This is a genomic window from Haemophilus sp. HMSC066A11 (assembly GCF_001811665.1).
GTDB lineage: Bacteria > Pseudomonadota > Gammaproteobacteria > Enterobacterales > Pasteurellaceae > Haemophilus > Haemophilus influenzae.
This window is the reverse complement of record NZ_KV805886.1, coordinates 46533-66751: the sequence shown is the minus strand read 5'-3', so window position 1 is coordinate 66751 and position 20219 is coordinate 46533. Positions and strand designations below refer to the sequence as shown.

Below are 20219 nucleotides of genomic sequence, written 5' to 3'. Positions count from 1 at the left end.
TCAACCAAGTGCGGTCAAAACAAACGTGATTTTGACCGCACTTTTTATTTGTATCAACTATGCAATCCAATATGCAACTTGACCCCAATTTCTGGCAAACCAAATCCCTCCTTGAAATGACTGAATCTGAATGGGAAGCCTTATGTGATGGCTGCGGCAAATGCTGTTATCGCAAATATATTCAAGGGCGAGGTAAACGCCAAAAACTCTATTACACCCGAATTGCTTGTAATCTTTTAGATCTGGAAACAGGAAAGTGCGGTAATTATTCAGAGCGTTTTAACATTGAAACCGATTGCACCAAACTCACCAAAAAGAATTTACCTGATTTTCATTGGCTGCCTGATACTTGTGCCTATCGTTTGCTTTATGAAGGAAAAACGCTACCCGAATGGCATCCGCTTATTTCTGGCTCTCCCCATTCTGTAAAAAATGCGGATATTTTGATTAAAAATGGTATCCACGAACGCGATGTGATTGATTGGTTTGAATTTATTATTGACGAAGATCACACTTTTAAATAAAGCCGGTTGTCATCAATTTCAGCTTAGCTATAATCCCTAACAATAGTTATACAGTTGTCATGTGGTGTCTATGCAAATCTCGGATTCTCTCAAACAAAAAGCAGAAAAATGCGGTATCGCGCTTTCTCACTATGATATTGATGGACATCTTATTTTCGCGGATGAAAAGACGGTTTTAACTTTTGTTGAGCTTTTGCAGCCTCCGCCAAAAGCGAAAGGACAGTTTGATGATGTTCTGGCTGCATTTGAAAATGAACCGATTAATTATCGACTCAATCGTTTAGATTTGCCACCATCTGCGGAATATCGTTATCAGCTGACTGATGAATCTAATGCTATTCTGTTAGAAAAAATACTTTCAAATTTATCCGCACTTTCTTTACCTCCACTTCCTTTTGGCTATTATCAATTATCTATTTTTTCCGATACTGAACAGTACCGCGTTCGTTTACTTATTTCTCCTAAAACAGCTTTTCAACCATCCGTATTAAAAAATAAAAAAGTGTGGGGCGTGAATGTGCAACTTTACAGTTTACGCTCAGAACAAAACTGGGGGATTGGCGATTTTGGCGATTTGGCCACTTTGATCGAACAAAGTGCAAAACAAGGGGCGGATTATGTGGGAATTAATCCATTACATTTGCCATATCCTGCTGTGCCAAACTGGGCTAGCCCTTATAGTTCATCTTCCCGTCGTTGGTTGAATTTCTTATATTTGGACATTCCTGATTTACCCGAATTTAAGCGTTGCCGTTCAGTACAAAATTGGTTTAAGCGTGAGGATATTCAAGCAAAAATTGCTGCTTTACGTGAAAGTGATTGCGTCGATTATTCTTCAATATTGGCTTTAAAATTAACCGCACTTGAGTCCCTGTTTGATTTCTTTCAACGTAGTCAATCCGTTGAAATTGTGACGCGTCGAAAAATCTTTGCTGAGTATTTAAAAAACAAAGGTGAACCTTTGTTGTTACAGGGTTTATTTAATGTCTTGGATTTACAAGAACACGCTGACCATCAAGCAGAAGAAAATACCATTGGTTGGCTTGGCTGGCGTAGGGAATGGCAACATTTAAGTGCGGCAAAAAGAAAAGCTCTATTAAAAATACACCATGAGCAAATCCAATTTTTTGCTTGGTTGCAATGGCTTACAGAAGAACAACTTTCCGCATTACAAAATCTTTGTAAACAGTCTGGCATGAAGTTGGGTATTTATGGCGATTTAGCCGTAAATAGTTCTCGTGGCAGTGCTGATGTATGGAGCGATCCTGATTTATATTGTGTAAATGCCTCTATTGGTGCGCCACCTGATCCGTTAGGCCCAGTCGGGCAAAATTGGAATTTGCCGCCTTATAATCCAACAGTATTAAAAGCACGTGGCTTTGCACCATTTATCGATATGCTACGTGCCAATATGCAATATTTCGGTGTGCTACGCATCGATCATGTTATGGGCTTATTTCGTTTGTGGTGGATTCCAAAAGGAAAAACCGCGGCTGACGGTGCTTATGTGCATTATCCTTTTGATGAATTAATGGCGATTCTTGCCATTGAAAGTGTACGCAATGAATGTTTGATTATTGGTGAAGATCTCGGCACTGTGCCTGATGAAGTGAGGTGGAAATTAAACGAGTTTCAAATGTTCTCTTATTTTGTATTGTATTTCGCCCAACGAAATGGCGAATTTCCTCGTATATCTGATTATCCTCGAAATGCTTATGCCACTATTGGTACACATGATGTTCCCTCATTACAAAGTTTTTGGCATTGCCGTGATTTAGAATTATTTAATCAACTTGGTATTCTGAATGGGGAAGTGATCAAGCAAAAATATGATCAACGTGTTATGGATAAACAAGCTTTATTAAATAGTTTACATCGTGATAATTATTTACCGCCGCATTATGAAGGCGATGCCCTTTCTATGGCGATGCACGATTATTTAAATCGAATGATCCATTATTATTTAGCGGAAAGTAACAGCCGATTGATTGGTGTGCAATTAGAAAATTTACTTAGCCAAGAAATCAGTTTTAATTTACCGGCCACCTCAAATGAATACCCAAATTGGTGCAAGAAACTTGCTCAACCGTTAGCGTTTATTTTTAGCAATGAAGCTTTAAAAACGTTCTTTGTGCAAATTAACCAAGGGCGAAATGTATAAGGAGTAAATATGACAACCGCAGTAACACAAGCAATTATTGATGGTTTTTTTGATGCGAGCAATGGTGATCCTTTTGCTACGCTTGGTATGCACGAAACTGAGCGCGGAATTGAAATTCGTACGTTATTGCCAGAGGCCAATCGAGTGGTGGTGATTGAGCGTGAAAGTGGTAAAGAAATAACGGAACTGGATTGTGTCGATGAGCGTGGATTTTTTGTTGGTGTTATTCCAAATTGTCGTCAATTTTTTGCTTATCAATTACAGGTTTTTTGGGGTAATGAAGCACAAATTATCGAAGATCCTTATCGTTTTCATCCAATGATTGACGATTTAGAACAATGGCTACTTTCTGAAGGATCTATGCTTCGCCCATATGAAGTGCTTGGTGCACATTTTATGGAATGTGATGGTGTGAGCGGGGTGAATTTCCGCTTGTGGGCACCTAATGCAAGACGAGTTTCTATTGTAGGTGATTTCAACTATTGGGATGGTCGCCGTCATCCTATGCGTTTTCATCTAAAAAGTGGTGTATGGGAGCTATTTTTACCAAAAGCCAGTTTAGGACAGCTCTATAAGTTTGAATTAATTGATTGCCATGGCAATCTTCGTTTGAAGGCCGATCCATTTGCCTTTAGTTCGCAACTTCGCCCTGATACAGCTTCGCAAGTGAGTGCCTTGCCAAATGTAGTGGAAATGACTGAAGCACGCAAAAAAGCAAACCAAGGCAACCAACCAATTTCTATTTATGAAGTGCATTTAGGATCTTGGCGTCGTAATTTAGAAAACAATTTTTGGCTAGATTACGATCAAATTGCTGATGAATTAATTCCTTATGTAAAAGAGATGGGCTTCACCCATATAGAATTTTTACCGCTTTCTGAATTTCCGTTTGATGGTTCTTGGGGCTATCAACCACTTGGACTTTATTCGCCAACCAGTCGTTTTGGCTCACCTGAGGCATTTCGCCGTTTAGTAAAACGTGCTCACGAAGCAGGCATCAACGTGATTTTAGATTGGGTGCCAGGGCATTTCCCAAGTGATACTCACGGTTTGAGTGCTTTCGATGGCACAGCTCTTTACGAACACGCCGACCCGTGCGAAGGTTATCACCAAGACTGGAACACGCTAATTTACAACTATGGGCGTAATGAGGTCAAAAATTTCTTATCCAGTAATGCACTGTATTGGCTTGAACGTTTTGGCGTAGATGGTATTCGCGTGGATGCTGTGGCTTCCATGATTTACCGTGATTATAGCCGTGCGGAGGGCGAGTGGATTCCAAACCAATACGGCGGACGTGAAAATTTAGAAGCCATCGAGTTTTTAAAACATACCAACTGGAAAATTCACAGTGAAATGGCGGGTGCAATTTCTATTGCGGAGGAATCTACCTCTTTTGCAGGCGTAACCCACCCAAGCGAAAATGGTGGATTGGGCTTTAATTTTAAATGGAATATGGGCTGGATGAACGATACGCTGGCTTATATGCAGCTTGACCCCATTTACCGCCAATATCATCACAACAAAATGACCTTTGGAATGGTATATCAATACAGCGAAAATTTTGTGCTACCACTTTCTCACGATGAAGTGGTTCACGGTAAATATTCACTTCTTGGCAAGATGCCAGGCGATACGTGGCAAAAATTCGCTAACTTGCGTGCATATTACGGTTATATGTGGGGCTACCCAGGCAAAAAATTGCTCTTTATGGGGAATGAATTTGCCCAAGGTCGTGAGTGGAATTACGAAGAAAGTTTGGACTGGTTCTTGCTTGATGAAAATATTGGCGGAGGCTGGCACAAAGGCGTATTGAAGCTGGTTAAAGACCTCAATCAAATTTATCAAAAAAATCGACCGCTCTTTGAGCTCGACAACTCCCCAGAGGGTTTCGATTGGCTTGTCGTTGATGATGCGGCAAATTCTGTGTTCGCCTTTGAACGTCGCAGTTCAAACGGAGAACGTATTATTGTCGTCAGTAATTTTACCCCTGTGCCTCGCCATAATTACCGTATTGGGGTAAATGTTGCAGGCACTTATGAAGAAATTCTGAATACTGATTCTATGTATTATCAAGGCTCTAACGTGGGCAATTTTGGTTGTGTCGCAAGTGAAAAAATCGAAAGCCACGGACGAGAAAATTCGATTTCAGTGTCCATTCCGCCGTTAGCAACAGTTTATTTGAGATTGAAGACGAAATAATCCGAATAGATAAATTGTAGGGGCGAATTACATTCGCCCTGATAAACCACCGATGTTTTTGGGCAAATGTAATTTGCCCCTACAAAAGCGATAAAAATATGTTCAAAATCTACAACAACGGCAATCCTATTCCAATGGGATACTCACAAGCGGTCGAAAACAACGTGCAAATTACCAATTTCGCCCTGTTTTCCGCTGCGGCAACAGGCGTGGAACTTTGCCTATTTGCCGAACAAAATCAAGAAACTCGCTTGCCAATGGTGCGTACTGAAAATATGTGGCATTTGGCGGTAACTGGCGTGAAAACTGGTACGGAATATGGTTTTCGTATTCACGGCGAATTTGCCAATCCGCAGAAATTGATACTCGATCCCTATGCGAAAGCCGTGAATGGTAAACCGGATTTAACTACCGAAGAAAGTCGTTCTTGGTTTTTAATGAATGATCATCGCGATAATGCTCATATTGCGCCAAGAGCGGTGATTATTTCTGAAGATTTTGATTGGGAAAATGATACCTCCCCCAATACGCCTTGGGCTGAAACCATTGTGTATGAATTACATGCTAAAGGGTTTAGCCAGTTAAACGAGAAAATCCCTGCGGCGTTGCGTGGTACTTATACTGGATTAGCTCATCCTGTGAATTTGGCGTATTTGAAAGAATTAGGCGTAACTGCGGTGGAGTTGCTGCCTGTAAATTTCCATATAAATGAACCGAACTTACAGGCACGAGGCTTACAAAATTATTGGGGATACAATCCCTTAGCGATGTTTGCGGTAGAACCTAAATATGCGGCAACAAATAATCCATTAGCTGAATTTAAAGCGATGGTAAAGGCGTTTCACAATGCGGGCATTGAAGTTATTTTAGATGTGGTGTTTAACCATTCCGCAGAATCAGAGCAAACTTACCCAACATTCAGCCAGCGTGGTATTGATGATCAAACTTACTATTGGCGCAACGATCAAGGGCGTTATATCAATTGGACAGGCTGCGGCAATATGCTCAATTTATCCTCTGATGTAGGGCGAAAGTGGGTGGTGGATTGCCTGCGTTATTGGGTGGAGCAATGCCACATTGATGGTTTCCGTTTTGATTTAGCCTCGGTGCTTGGGCGTAATACACCTGATTTCAATTCGTCAGCTCAGCTTTTTACTGACATAAAAAATGAGCCAAGTTTACAAAATATTAAATTGATTGCCGAGCCTTGGGATATTGGACATTACGGTTATCAAGTCGGCAATTTCCCAAGTTATTTTGCCGAATGGAACGACCGATTCCGCGATGATCTCTGCCGTTTCTGGCTATGGAAAAGTGGCGAAATTGGTGCATTTGCAGAACGTTTTGCAGGTTCTAGCGATTTATTTAAGAAAAATGACCGCTTGCCACATACTACACTTAATTTTATTACCGCTCACGATGGTTTTACGCTTAAAGATTTAGTGAGTTACAACCAAAAACATAATGAAGCGAACGGCGAAGAAAATCACGACGGCAGAAACGAAAACTACAGCTACAACCACGGCATAGAGGGTTCGACTGAGAATCTTGCTGAGCCACAAAAAAGTGCGGTGGAAAATAACCGCACTTTTGCACAAAGCGGATTATTAATGAGTTTATTGCTGGCGAATGGTACACCTATGTTGTTAGCTGGCGATGAGTTCGGCAACACTCAATATGGTAACAATAATGCTTATTGCCAAGATAACGAGATTACTTGGCTGAAATGGGCAAATTTTAACGAAGAATTATTTGAACTGACCAAACAAACGATTGCACTTCGTAAGCAAATTGGCAGTTTAAACCGAGATCAATGGTGGTCGGATGAGAATGTGCAATGGCTTAACATTGCAGGCGAACCGATGACAGTTGAAGATTGGCAAAATCAACAAACCAAAGCATTACAGGTGGTTTTAGACAATCGTTGGCTTTTGTTGATTAATGCCAAAGCCGAAGGTCAGGTGTTTCACTTGCCTAATGGGAAATGGAAGCCCCAAATCGGCACACATAATGTAACCCTTGAAGAACAAGCCGAACTTAGTTCAATGGGCTTTTGTATGCTGAATGACGAATAACAATAAGACTATGGAGATCCTTATGAAATCTGGCGACCTTAACAAATATGATTTAGTTAAAAACACTTTGGTGCTTGTTCTCGCAGGTGGACGAGGTTCACGTTTACACGAATTGACAGATAAACGTGCAAAACCAGCGCTTTATTTTGGTGGTAATCGTCGCATTATCGATTTTGCACTTTCTAATTGTATTAATTCAGATTTAAACCGAATTGGAGTCGTGACTCAATATGCGGCACACTCCTTGCTTCGTCATTTGCAAACAGGCTGGTCTTTCTTACCGCAAGAGCGTGGCGAATTTGTCGATATGTTGCCAGCTCGTCAGCAAATTGACGATTCTACTTGGTATCGTGGCACGGCGGATGCAGTATATCAAAATATGGCTATTATTAAAAATCACTATCGCCCGAAATATATTTTGATCTTAGCGGGCGACCATATTTACAAACAAGATTACAGCGTGATGTTAATGGATCACGTCAATAGTGGGGCAAAATGTACTGTTGGTTGCATTGAAGTGCCCCGTTCTGAAGCACACGAATTTGGCGTAATGGCTGTAAACGAAAACTTGAAAGTAAAAGCTTTCGTGGAAAAACCAAAAGATCCGCCAGCAATGGTGGGTAAACCTGATGTTTCGCTTGCCTCAATGGGGATTTATGTATTTGATGCGGATTATCTTTATAAAATGCTTGAGCAGGAAGTTAATACCCCACAAACTAGCCATGATTTCGGTAAAGATGTATTGCCAAAATGTTTAGAAGAAGGCGCGCTTTATGCTCACCCATTTAGCCGTTCTTGCATGGGACGCAACACCGAGGGCGAAATTTACTGGCGTGATGTAGGGACACTTGATAGCTTCTGGCAATCTAATATCGACTTAGTCTCTGAAAATCCACAATTAGATATTTACGACCAAAGCTGGCCAATTCGTGGCAATCCTATTCAGGCTTATCCATCAAAATTTTTCTACAAACACTCCAATGTGCACCCTGTAGATAACTCACTTATCGGTGGCGGTTGTGTGATTACCGATGCGTCGATCAGCAATTCTGTGTTATTCGACCACATTAAAATTGATGCATTTTCAAAAGTGGATCACTGCGTGGTGTTACCACAAGTTAAAATCGGTAAAAATTGCGTGTTGAAAAATTGTATTATCGACCGCGAATGCGAAATTCCTGATGGTATGCAAATTGGTGTAGATATAGAAGAAGATAAAAAACGCTTCCGTATTAGCTCAACAGGCAAAGTCATTCTTGTAACCCCGAAAATGTTAAAGAAACTTGAGGGACACGAGATTGAAGAAGATGGGCATTTAGATTAGTTAGGAAAAATGCGGTCAAAATTGACCGCACTTTCTGAACCCCCTCTTTAGCAAAGAGGGGGGCTGATCGAGCATTATTCATATTTATAGGGAAAATAAAAAACTCAATGAAAATACTACACGTTTGTTCGGAACTCTATCCGCTCTTAAAAACAGGCGGGCTTGCCGATGTTTTAGGGGCATTACCCCAAGCACAGAACCAAATTGGGCTAGATGCTCGCGTTTTATTGCCTGCTTATCCTGCAATTACAGCAGGCATTCAGAATACCCAAGTGGTTGCCGAATTTGATAACTTCGCTGGGCACGTGGTGTTACGTTATGGAGAATATAATGATGTCGGGATCTATTTGATTGACGCACCGCACTTATACGGTCGCGAAGGCAATCCTTATCACGATGCCTATTACAACGACTACGGCGACAACTACAAACGTTTTGCTTTGCTCGGTTGGGTGGGGGCAGAATTAGCCACAGGTTTAGACAACTGGTGGCGTGCGGAAGTGGTGCACGCTCATGATTGGCATGCAGGTTTGTGTGCGGCGTATTTATTCAACAAAGGCAAACCAGCAAAATCGGTCTTTACTATTCATAACTTGGCGTATCAAGGGCAGTTTTCTTATCATCATTTGTATGAAATCGGCTTGCCAACAGGAATGTTCCACGTAGAAGGCTTGGAATTATTTGGACAAATTTCTTACTTGAAATCAGGATTGTTCTATTCCGATGCAAGCACGGCAGTTAGCCCAACTTATGCCCAAGAAATCACGACACCAGAATTTGCCTACGGTTTGCAAGGCTTGCTTTCTGGCTTAAAAGCTCAAGGTCGTTTGGTGGGGATTTTAAATGGTGTGGACGAAAATATTTGGCATCCGAACGTGGATCAATACATTCCGCACCATTACAAGCTGAAATATATGGCAGGTAAAAAGAAAAACAAAGCTGAACTGCAAGCCTATTTCAATTTGCCACAAGATGAATCTGCTTTGGCATTTGTGATGGTTACCCGTTTAACCGAGCAAAAAGGTGTTGATTTATTAATCGAAAGTGCAGACGAAATCGTCAAACAAGGCGGGCAGTTGATGATTTTAGGCTCTGGTGCACCGCACTTGGAACAAGGTATTCGTGAGCTTGCCGCCCAATATCCAGAAAATATTGCAGTAAAAATCGGCTATGATGAAGCCCTTTCGCATTTAATGGTGGCAGGTGGTGATGTGATTTTAGTGCCAAGCCGTTTTGAGCCTTGTGGCTTAACCCAACTTTATGGTTTGCAATATGGCACTCTGCCACTAGTTCGTAAAACGGGTGGTTTGGCGGATACGGTGGTGGATAGCGCTTCAGAAAGCATCAAAGCTCGCACCGCAACAGGTTTTGTGTTTGAAAATGCAACGCCTGAAGCTCTCCGCCATTGCTTGCAACGTGCCTTTGCCTTATGGCAAAAACCGCGTGCATGGACGATGGTTCGCACCGATGCAATGGAACAAGACTTCAGCTGGCGTAAGGCTGCAGAGCAATATAGAACACTTTATGAACGCTTGTAGTTTTATTCGTAAACTTTCTTAACAATCACACCGCTTGTGAAAGAATATTTTGCAAGCGGTGTGATTGTGCTTGTTTTTTACAAAGATAAGCATAAAATTCGAACTACTTTTGTCGGCTGTGTAAACAACATTCACGCACTCAAAGAGCGGTCAAATTTTGATTGATTTTTGCAAACGTGCGTGAATTTTGCAAATTCACACACCCTACGTTAATCATTTCTTAGCATTCTAATAGAGGTTTTACCTATGATAATGGATAACTTTGATTCTCCATTCCAATATAATCGTCCTGAAATGACCGTTGAAGCGATTAAAAAATCAATCGTTTACAAACTCATTTTCTTAATCGGTCGCTCTCCACGTGAAGCCAGCCAACGCGATTGGCTCAATGCAACACTTCACGCTGTGCGTGATTTAGTAACAGAGGGTTGGATCACTACTGCTCGCCAAACTCGATCAGAAGATTCTCGCCGTGTTTACTATCTTTCAATGGAATTTTTAATCGGGCGTACCCTTTCTAATGCGATGATTGCAGAAGGCATTTATGGATTAGCACAGGAAGCACTTTCTGAATTAAATGTGGATTTAGAAGAGGTTTTAGAAAAAGAAGTTGATCCTGGCTTGGGTAATGGTGGTTTAGGTCGTTTAGCCGCTTGTTTTATGGATTCTATTGCGACCCTTGGTTTACCGGGTATGGGCTACGGTATTCGTTATGAATATGGTATGTTCCGCCAAAAAATTGAAAATGGTCAGCAAGTCGAGCGTCCTGATGCATGGCTTGAAAAAGGGGCACCTTGGGAGTTCATTCGTCCATCTAAACGCTTTACCGTAGAATTTGGTGGAAACATTCATTTCGAGGGTAAAAAATGCATTTGGCAAGATACCGAAAAAGTGACCGCACTTGCTTACGACCAAATGATCCCGGGTTATCAAAATAATTCTGCTGCGACATTACGTTTATGGTCGGCACACGCAGGCGAAGTGTTTAACCTTGCTGACTTCAACCGTGGCGAACATTTAGCCGCATTAGAAGAGCACTCCGCAAATAAAAATTTATCACGTGTACTTTACCCTGATGATTCTACTTGGAATGGTCGCGAATTGCGTTTACGTCAAGAGTATTTCTTAGTCTCTGCATCGCTTCAAGATATTTTACGCCGTCACAAACGCACCCACGACAGCCTTGAAAACTTGGCGGATAAAGTGGCGATCCACTTAAATGATACCCACCCAGCGTTAGCGATTCCTGAATTAATGCGTATTTTAGTGGACGATGAAGGTTTCGAGTGGAAAAAAGCGTGGGAGATGACGCGTAACATTTTCTCTTACACCTGCCATACTTTAATGTCCGAAGCGTTAGAAACTTGGCCTGTGGAAATGATGGCAAAAATCTTGCCACGTCATTTACAGATGATTTTTGAAATTAACGATCACTTCTTAGAATATGTCCGCACTTATGTAACGACTGACAACAATTTTATCCGCCGTGTTTCTCTTATCGAAGAAGGCTACCAACGCAAAGTGCGTATGGGATGGCTATCCGTAGTAGGTTCACACAAAATCAACGGGGTTGCCGAAATTCATTCCGATTTAATGGTAACTTCAACCTTTGCAGATTTTGCTCGTATTTTCCCAGAACGCTTTACCAACGTAACAAACGGTATTACACCTCGTCGTTGGTTAGCCGTTGCGAATCCACAATTAGCAGACTTATTCGATAAATACATTGGCTCAGAATGGCGTTGCGATTTAAGCCAAATCGCAAAACTCAAACCGTTCGCACAAGAAAAAGCATTTAAAGAGGCTGTTGCTGACATTAAATTTGCTAATAAAGTGAAATTAGCGGAATACGTAAAACGCGAGTTAGGGGTAGAGCTTGATCCGCACGCCTTATTTGACGTGCAAGTAAAACGTATTCACGAATACAAACGCCAAATGTTAAACGTATTACATATTATCGCTCGCTACAATGAAATGCTTGCCAACCCTGAAAAAGATTGGCAACCTCGCGTATTTATTTTAGCAGGTAAAGCGGCTTCGGCTTACTATGCTGCGAAACAAACCCTTCACTTAATCAATGATGTGGCAAATGTAATCAACAATGATGAGCGTTTGAAAGACCGTTTAAAAGTTGTATTTATTCCAAATTACAGCGTGAGCCTTGCACAGCTTATCATCCCAGCAGCAGATATTTCTGAGCAAATATCCCTTGCCGGCACAGAGGCTTCTGGAACTAGTAATATGAAATTTGCCCTTAACGGTGCATTGACACTCGGTACACTTGACGGTGCGAATGTGGAGATCTTGGAAAACGTGGGAGAAGATAACATCTTTATTTTCGGCAATACTGTGGAACAAGTTGAGCAACTTCGTCGCGACGGATACCGATCATTTGAATACTATCAAAATGATGCTCAATTACGCACAGTCGTGGATCAAATTATTGAGGGTAAATTCTCACCAGAAGATCCTCAACGTTATCATCAACTATTACAAGGCTTGCAATATCACGATTATTATCAAGCTTTTGCTGATTTCCGCAGTTATGTAGAAACTCAAAAAGCCGTAGATGAAAAATACAAACAACGCGACCAATGGATTGCAAGTACTATTCAAAATATCGTGAATATGGGCTTCTTCTCATCTGACCGCACAATTAAAGAGTATGCGGAGAGAATTTGGAAAGTTGAGCCTGTTCAATTAGGTGATTAATAATAAAATTAAAAGCACCACAAGTTTTTTACTTGTGGTGTTTTTTTATGGAAAGTGCGGTACATTTTTGAGATGTTTTTATGTGGGATTTTTCGTGATCCCTATCACAATATCTTGTAAAACCACTTAAAAACGTTACCTATTTTCATTCAATTAATGATACATTTGCATCCGTTTGACTTTTTGTCATTTTAACGATGAATAGGCGAAGGTTTGTTCATTAATTTCATTAACCCAATCATCAATCAGAGGGAAACAGTATGTTAATTGGTGTACCTAGAGAGCTGCTTGAGAATGAGAGCCGTGTGGCGGCAACGCCGAAAACGGTTCAGCAAATATTGAAATTGGGCTTTGACGTGATCGTGGAACACGATGCAGGTTTTAAAGCTAGTTTTGAAGATCAAGCATTTTTAGAGGCAGGCGCGAAGATCGGTACGTCGGCTGAAATTTGGCAATCGGATATTATCTTCAAAGTAAATGCACCGACAGATGAAGAAATCGCTCAAATGAAGGAAGGGGCAACTCTCGTGAGCTTTATTTGGCGCATGCAAAATCCTGAGTTAATGAAAAAACTCACCGCGAAAAAAATTAATGTGTTAGCAATGGATGCGGTGCCTCGTATTTCTCGTGCGCAAGCATTGGATGCGCTTTCTTCTATGGCGAATATTTCTGGTTATCGTGCTGTCATTGAAGCTGCGCATGAATTCGGTAGCTTCTTTACTGGGCAAATTACTGCAGCAGGTAAAGTTCCACCAGCAAAAGTGTTGGTTATTGGTGCGGGTGTGGCTGGTTTGGCGGCAATTGGTGCAGCAAATAGCCTTGGGGCGATTGTTCGTGCTTTTGACTCTCGTCCTGAAGTGAAAGAGCAAGTTCAAAGTATGGGTGCGAGCTTCTTAGAAATTGATTTCAAAGAAGAAGGTGGCAGTGGCGATGGTTATGCGAAAGTGATGTCGGAAGAATTTAACCGTCGTGCGATGGAGCTTTACGCAGAACAAGCTAAAGAAGTCGATATTATTATTACTACGGCAGCCATTCCAGGTAAACCAGCGCCTCGTTTAATCACCAAAGAAATGGTAGATTCAATGAAACCAGGTTCGGTGATTGTGGATTTAGCCGCTGCAACTGGCGGTAACTGTGAATATACGCAAGCAGGGAAAGTTGTTACAACTGAAAACCAAGTGAAAGTGATTGGTTATACGGATTTCCCAAGCCGTTTACCAACGCAATCTTCTCAACTTTATGGCACAAACTTAGTCAATTTATTAAAACTTTTGTGCAAAGAGAAAGATGGCAATATCAATATTGATTTTGAAGATGTGGTTCTTCGTGGTGTAACCGTTGTTCGTGATGGGGAAGAAATTCCACCAGCACAAATTCAAGTGTCTGCACAACCAAAACAAGAAACCAAAGCTGCACCAGTGGCAGAGAAAAAAGAATCTAAACCAACAGATCCTCGTGTGAAATACGGTGTGATGGCTGGTGTTGGCGTGTTATTCCTTTGGTTAGCTTCTGTGGCGCCAGCTGCATTTTTATCACATTTCACCGTATTTGTTTTAGCTTGTGTGGTGGGTTATTACGTGGTTTGGAATGTTAGCCATGCACTTCACACACCATTAATGGCGGTAACAAATGCAATTTCAGGCATTATTATTGTAGGTGCGTTATTACAAATTCGTCAGCCAACAGGCAATCTATTTATTGATGCGTTAGCTTTTGTGGCGATTTTGGTGGCAAGCATCAATATTTTTGGTGGTTTCCGTGTCACACAACGTATGTTAGCAATGTTTAGAAAAGGTTAAGGAGCGCACAATGTCTGAAGGTTTAGTACAGGCTGCGTATATTTTAGCAGCATTACTTTTCATTATGAGCTTGGCAGGACTTTCTAAACATGAAACTGCTAAAGCAGGTTGTTGGTTTGGTATTGTTGGTATGACAATTGCCCTTATCGCAACAATTTTTGGCCCTCATTCTGAAGGAACATTTTGGATCATTATTGCGATGATCATTGGTGGAGCAATCGGTGTTCAACGTGCATTAAAAGTAGAAATGACTGAAATGCCAGAACTTGTGGCGATTCTTCACAGTTTTGTCGGTTTAGCAGCTGTACTCGTTGGCTTTAATAGCTATGGTTTACACCATGAGGCGTTAATGCCAGAAGGATTAGATGCAGCAGCACAAGCCGCATTTGTAGCAGAGCAAGCAGTATTAACGAATATTCATAATGTTGAAGTATTTTTAGGTATTTTTATCGGTGCCGTAACTTTCACTGGTTCTGTTGTTGCATTTGGTAAATTAAGCGGAAAAATTAATTCAAAAGCATTAATGTTACCGCATCGCCATAAATTAAATTTAGCCGCACTTGTGGTATCTGCATTATTGATGGTTGCATTCTTGAATAATCCAGAAAGCATTTTCCCTGTGTTATTAATGACAGCGATTGCGCTTGCATTTGGATGGCACTTAGTGGCTTCAATCGGTGGAGCAGATATGCCAGTTGTAGTATCAATGCTTAACTCTTATTCAGGTTGGGCTGCAGCTGCAGCAGGTTTTATGTTGAATAATGACTTGCTCATCGTAACTGGCGCACTTGTTGGTTCTTCTGGTGCAATCCTTTCTTACATTATGTGTAAAGCGATGAACCGTTCATTTGTGAGCGTCATTGCGGGTGGTTTTGGTAACGATGTTCAAGTTTCTTCAAGCGAAGAACAAGGCGAACACCGTGAAACTACAGCAGAAGAAGTGGCTGAATTGTTGAAAAATGCAAGTTCTGTGATTATCACGCCGGGATATGGTATGGCTGTTGCACAAGCACAATATCCAGTCGCTGATATTACGGCAAAATTGCGTGAACGTGGTGTGAACGTTCGTTTTGGTATTCACCCTGTTGCAGGACGTTTACCGGGCCACATGAACGTGCTTTTAGCTGAAGCGAAAGTACCTTACGATGTCGTACTTGAAATGGATGAAATCAATGATGATTTTGCTGATACCGATGTGGTATTGGTTATAGGTGCGAACGATACGGTAAACCCAGCGGCGATGGAAGATCCAAATAGCCCAATCGCGGGAATGCCTGTGTTAGAAGTATGGAAAGCACAAAATGTGATTGTGTTCAAACGTTCAATGGCAGTGGGTTACGCTGGCGTACAAAATCCATTATTCTTCAAAGAGAATACGCAAATGCTCTTTGGTGATGCAAAAGATCGCGTTGAAGATATCTTAAAAGCATTATAAAAAACACGTATAAAAATAACCGCACTTGGGGTTGCTTAAGTGCGGTATTTTTATTTATAGCATTTAAATATTATCTTCATGATTTTCCAAAATTTCTGAACACAAGCCTAAGCCAGATAAAAATTCAATAAATGCCCGTACTTTTATTGGTAAATGTCTTCTGTTTGGATAGACCACATGAATTTCTAATTTTTGTTGTTTATATTCTGGTAATATTTCAATAAGCTCGCCTTTTTCAAAGGCTCTACCTAAAATAAATTTTGGTAAATTAGCAATACCTAGTCCCGTTTTTGCCATATTTAATAAGGCAAAACCGCTATTGCTTACCACTTTGGATTGGATTTTGAAACGTTGGGTTTGATTTATACGTGAACCAACCCAATTTACCTGATTCATTGCATTTTTATAAAGTAAGCCATTGTGATGTTCTAAATCATCAGGCGTTTGTGGAATACCATTCGTTTCAAGATAATTAGGCGACGCTGCAAAATGAACAGTAGTAGTTCCTATTTTACGTGAAACTAACGAGCTATCTTCCATATAACCAATACGAAGAGCAAGATCATAGCCTTCGGATAATAAATCGATTTTCTTATCATTAAATTCAACTTCAATATGCAAATGAGGATGCTTAGCCATAAAAGTGGGTAAATTTGGTGCAATAAAAAGTAAACCAAAATCACGAGGAACGGAAATCAGTAAATTTCCTTGTAATGAACTGGTAAGGTGGGTGATGCTGGAATCTGCTTCATCTAAATCAAGTAAAATTCCTTGGCAGCGTTGATAATACATTATTCCAGCTTCAGTAGGCATAATTTTTCTGGTGGTACGTTGTAACAATCGTGTTTTTAAATGTTCTTCTAATTGTGAAACTAATTTGCTTGCCATCGCCACAGAAATATTTTGTTGCTTTGCTGCCAATGTAAAACTTTGGGTTTCAATGACTTTGCAGAAAATAGAAATCGCGTTGAGTTTATCCATTTATAGACCTTTTTTGAAAAAATGCTTGATTTTGCCAACATAACTTTGCACTATACCGCCAATTTTACAAAATTCTAGTGATATTAGGTAATCAAATGAGTAAATCCTTGGTGATTGTGGAGTCGCCAGCAAAAGCAAAAACTATTAATAAGTATTTAGGTAGCCAATATGTCGTGAAATCGAGCGTTGGACATATTCGTGATTTGCCGACGGTTGGTTCTAGTACAGGTGAAAAAGCTAAACCAATTTCAACCAAAGGTATGGATGCCGAAGAAAAAGCAAAAATTAAGGCAGAAAAGGAACGTAACGCCTTAGTTAAACGTATGGGGATTGATCCTTATCACGATTGGAAAGCAAATTATCAGATTTTGCCTGGTAAAGAAAAAGTGGTTTCCGAGTTAAAGTCGCTTGCTAAAAAAGCAGATCACATTTATCTCGCAACCGACTTGGATAGAGAAGGGGAAGCGATTGCATGGCATTTACGTGAAGTGATTGGTGGTAACAATGATCGTTTTAGTCGCGTGGTGTTTAACGAAATCACTAAAAATGCCATTAAACAGGCTTTTGAAAAGCCTGAACAATTAAATATGGATCGTGTTAATGCTCAACAAACTCGTCGTTTTTTAGATAGAGTAGTGGGCTTTATGGTGTCGCCATTACTTTGGAAAAAAGTGGCACGCGGGCTTTCTGCTGGTCGAGTTCAATCGGTTGCGGTTAAATTATTAGTAGAACGCGAACGTGAAATTAAAGCGTTCCAGCCTGAAGAATATTGGGAAGTTGCCGTCCTTACGAATAATCAAAATAAACAAGCTATACGCTTGGATGTTACGGATTATAAAGGCAAGAAATTTGATCCAAAAAATCAAAAAGAAGCACAAAGTGCGGTAGATTTTCTGAATGTTTCAGATTACGTTGTCACAGATTTGGAAACTAAGCCAACAAGTTCTCGCCCTCGAGCACCATTTATTACATCAACACTTCAACAAACGGCAAGTACTCGCTTGGGATTTGGCGTTAAGAAGACAATGATGTTAGCCCAACGTTTATATGAAGCGGGTTACATTACTTATATGCGTACGGATTCAACCAATTTGAGTCAAGATGCGCTGAATATGGCGCGTAGCTATATTGAAAATCATTTTGGTGCACAATATTTACCAGAAAAACCAAATTTTTATTCTAGTAAAGAAAATGCACAAGAGGCACATGAGGCTATTCGTCCATCGGATATTCGAGCATTGCCTGAATCCTTAGAGGGAATGGAAAAAGATGCGGTGCGCCTTTATGATTTAATTTGGCGTCAATTTTTAGCATGTCAAATGCCACCTGCACAATATGATAGTAGCACGCTGACCGTTTCCGCAGGCGATTATACCTTGAAAGCAAAAGGCAGAATTTTACGTTTTGATGGTTGGACAAAAGTATTGCCACAGATAGGTAAAAATCCTGAAGATCAAGAATTGCCTTCAGTTACTGTGTCAGAAAAACTTGCTTTAAAAGAAGTGCAACCAACACAACACTTTACCAAACCACCTGCTCGTTTTACTGAAGCGGCTTTAGTAAAAGAATTGGAAAAACGTGGTATTGGCAGACCTTCCACTTATGCGGCAATTATTTCCACTATTCAAGAACGTGGTTATGTTCGCACTGAAAATCGTCGTTTCTATGCAGAAAAGATGGGCGAAATTGTGACTGATCGCCTCAATGAGTCTTTTGGCGAATTAATGAATTACGATTTCACCGCGAATATGGAAGATACCTTAGATAAAATTGCCTCTGGTTCAGTAAATTGGAAAACTGAATTGAATCAATTCTTTAAGGATTTTTCTAGCCAGCTTTCTAAAGCTGAATTAGATGAACTTGAAGGTGGTATGCGCCCGAATAATCTCGTGGAAACCGATATTAAATGCCCAACCTGTGACAGAAATATGGCCATTCGCACGGCAAGTACGGGGGTATTTTTAGGATGCACGGGTTATGCATTGCCGCCAAAAGAGCGGTGTAAAACGACGATTAATTTAATTCCTGAAGCAGAATTATTGAATGTTTTAGATGAATCTTCAGAAACTAAAGCATTAATGGATCGTAAACGTTGCACAAAATGTGGAACGGCAATGGACAGCTATGTAATCGATGCCCATCGTAAAATCCATATTTGCGGTAATAATCCAAATTGTGATGGGTATTTAATTGAAGAAGGCTCATTCAAAATTAAAGGTTATGATGGCCCTGTTGTTGAGTGTGATAAATGCGGTGCCGATATGCATCTAAAACTTGGTCGTTTTGGCAAGTATATGGGATGTACAAATTGTGATAACACGCGCAAAATTTTGAAAAATGGCGAGGTCGCACCACCGAAAGAAGAGCCAGTACATTTCCCTGAGTTAAAATGCGAAAAATCTGATGCATATTTTGTATTGCGTGATGGTGCGAGTGGTGTATTTATGTCAGCCCATAACTTCCCTAAATCACGCGAAACACGCCCAGTTAAAATCGCTGAACTAGTGCAATATCGCGAGCGTTTACCTGAAAAATTAGCTTATTTAGCCGATGCTCCACAAAAAGACCCAGAAGAGAATGAAGCGATTGTTCGTTTTAGTCGCAAAGAGAAAAAACAATATGTCACTTCTGAAAAAGAGGGAAAAGCGACTAAATGGATTGTTGATTTCACCAATGGAAAATGGGTTGAACGAAAGAAATAAGAAGAAAAGTGCGGTAAAATTACCGCACTTTTTTGTTTTTAATACATTTTCTTATGTTTTGTAGATTATCTGAGGATTAAAGGTTTGCTACAATTTCATTAATTTTATTTTTTGCGGACGCTTGGGCTTTTTCAATCGCCTCTGGCCCGAATCCAATGCCTTGTGCATAAACAAATTGCACATCTGTGATACCGATAAAACCTAAAATTGATTTCATATATTGTGTCACTAGATTTTCTTCATCATACAATCCACCAAATGCACATAACACAATGGCTTTTTTGCCTTTTAATAAACCCTCAGAGCCGTTTGCTGTATATTGGAAAGTAACGCGCGGACGTGCGATAAAATCAAAATAGCTTTTTAATTGTGTTGGAACGTTTAAATTATACATCGGCGCACCAATTATCAATGTTTGTGCGTTTTTTAATTCTTCGATTAGTTTATCAGACAACGCTAGAAGTTGTTTTTCTTCTGTTGTTTTTGGTTCTCCACGCACAGCAATTGCGGCTGCGGTATCAAAATATGGAAGAGGTTGTTGGGATAAATCGCGTACTACAATGTTATTACCTTGTAATTTTTCGATAACATAATCAGCTAATTGATTAGTTTGCGAGTTATTTCCTGAAATGCTAGATTTTAATACTAATACGTTGTTCATTTTTATTCCTTGCTACCTAGTTAAAAGTGCGGTTATTCTAGTCTTTATTTTTAAGAGATAAAGCCTTTAGTCAGAAAAACATTATTTCCTTTTTGTAAAATATGG

The 20219-nt window shown here is 40.3% G+C and carries 12 protein-coding genes; 10 read left to right on the top strand and 2 right to left on the bottom strand.

What is annotated here, in order from left to right; genetic code table 11:
• The first annotated feature begins 71 nt into the window (after positions 1-71).
• The 9 genes from HMPREF2813_RS08115 to pntB all read left to right on the top strand — a co-directional run bounded on the left by HMPREF2813_RS08115 (position 72) and on the right by pntB (position 15770).
• The gene (locus tag HMPREF2813_RS08115) at positions 72-524 is read left to right on the top strand and encodes a YcgN family cysteine cluster protein (RefSeq protein ID WP_041174624.1); all 453 of its coding nucleotides are present in this window, start codon (positions 72-74) and stop codon (positions 522-524) included.
• A gap of 70 nt (positions 525-594) precedes the next feature.
• Positions 595-2685 (top strand): 4-alpha-glucanotransferase, encoded by a 2091-nt coding sequence (malQ, locus tag HMPREF2813_RS08110; protein WP_041174625.1) that lies wholly within the window; start codon positions 595-597, stop codon positions 2683-2685.
• 9 nt (positions 2686-2694) lie between these two features.
• Complete coding sequence (glgB, locus tag HMPREF2813_RS08105; protein WP_014550731.1) at positions 2695-4887, top strand: 1,4-alpha-glucan branching protein GlgB; 2193 nt, start codon at positions 2695-2697, stop codon at positions 4885-4887.
• Positions 4888-4985: 98 nt separating this feature from the next.
• A complete protein-coding gene (gene glgX / locus HMPREF2813_RS08100) occupies positions 4986-6962 on the top strand; it encodes a glycogen debranching protein GlgX (RefSeq protein ID WP_005659521.1) in 1977 nt (658 codons plus the stop codon).
• A 22-nt stretch (positions 6963-6984) separates the two neighbouring features.
• Positions 6985-8286, top strand: coding sequence for a glucose-1-phosphate adenylyltransferase (gene glgC, locus HMPREF2813_RS08095; RefSeq protein ID WP_011961917.1), 1302 nt, complete (start codon positions 6985-6987; stop codon positions 8284-8286).
• Positions 8287-8393: 107 nt separating this feature from the next.
• The gene (gene glgA, locus HMPREF2813_RS08090; protein ID WP_011961918.1) at positions 8394-9824 is read left to right on the top strand and encodes a glycogen synthase GlgA; all 1431 of its coding nucleotides are present in this window, start codon (positions 8394-8396) and stop codon (positions 9822-9824) included.
• Positions 9825-10070: 246 nt separating this feature from the next.
• Positions 10071-12536: a glycogen/starch/alpha-glucan phosphorylase gene (locus HMPREF2813_RS08085; RefSeq protein WP_014550733.1), complete on the top strand. Its 2466-nt coding sequence runs from the start codon at positions 10071-10073 to the stop codon at positions 12534-12536.
• A gap of 260 nt (positions 12537-12796) precedes the next feature.
• Positions 12797-14335 carry a Re/Si-specific NAD(P)(+) transhydrogenase subunit alpha gene (gene pntA, locus HMPREF2813_RS08080; RefSeq protein ID WP_005631652.1) on the top strand — a complete coding sequence of 513 codons (1539 nt, stop codon included), beginning with the start codon at positions 12797-12799 and terminating at the stop codon, positions 14333-14335.
• 10 nt (positions 14336-14345) lie between these two features.
• The gene (gene pntB, locus HMPREF2813_RS08075) at positions 14346-15770 is read left to right on the top strand and encodes a Re/Si-specific NAD(P)(+) transhydrogenase subunit beta (RefSeq protein ID WP_005637794.1); all 1425 of its coding nucleotides are present in this window, start codon (positions 14346-14348) and stop codon (positions 15768-15770) included.
• 63 nt (positions 15771-15833) lie between these two features.
• Here the strand turns inward: pntB and HMPREF2813_RS08070 are convergent, their stop codons facing one another.
• The gene (locus HMPREF2813_RS08070) at positions 15834-16751 is read right to left on the bottom strand and encodes a LysR family transcriptional regulator (protein ID WP_014550734.1); all 918 of its coding nucleotides are present in this window, start codon (positions 16749-16751) and stop codon (positions 15834-15836) included.
• A 95-nt stretch (positions 16752-16846) separates the two neighbouring features.
• Here HMPREF2813_RS08070 and topA point away from each other — a divergent pair, with 95 nt between their 5' ends.
• The gene (gene topA, locus HMPREF2813_RS08065) at positions 16847-19453 is read left to right on the top strand and encodes a type I DNA topoisomerase (RefSeq protein ID WP_005687215.1); all 2607 of its coding nucleotides are present in this window, start codon (positions 16847-16849) and stop codon (positions 19451-19453) included.
• 76 nt (positions 19454-19529) lie between these two features.
• Here topA and HMPREF2813_RS08060 read toward each other — a convergent pair whose 3' ends face one another.
• On the bottom strand, positions 19530-20114 hold the full coding sequence (locus HMPREF2813_RS08060; protein WP_005656769.1) for an FMN-dependent NADH-azoreductase: 585 nt from the start codon (positions 20112-20114) through the stop codon (positions 19530-19532).
• Between the last annotated feature and the right edge of the window lie 105 nt (positions 20115-20219).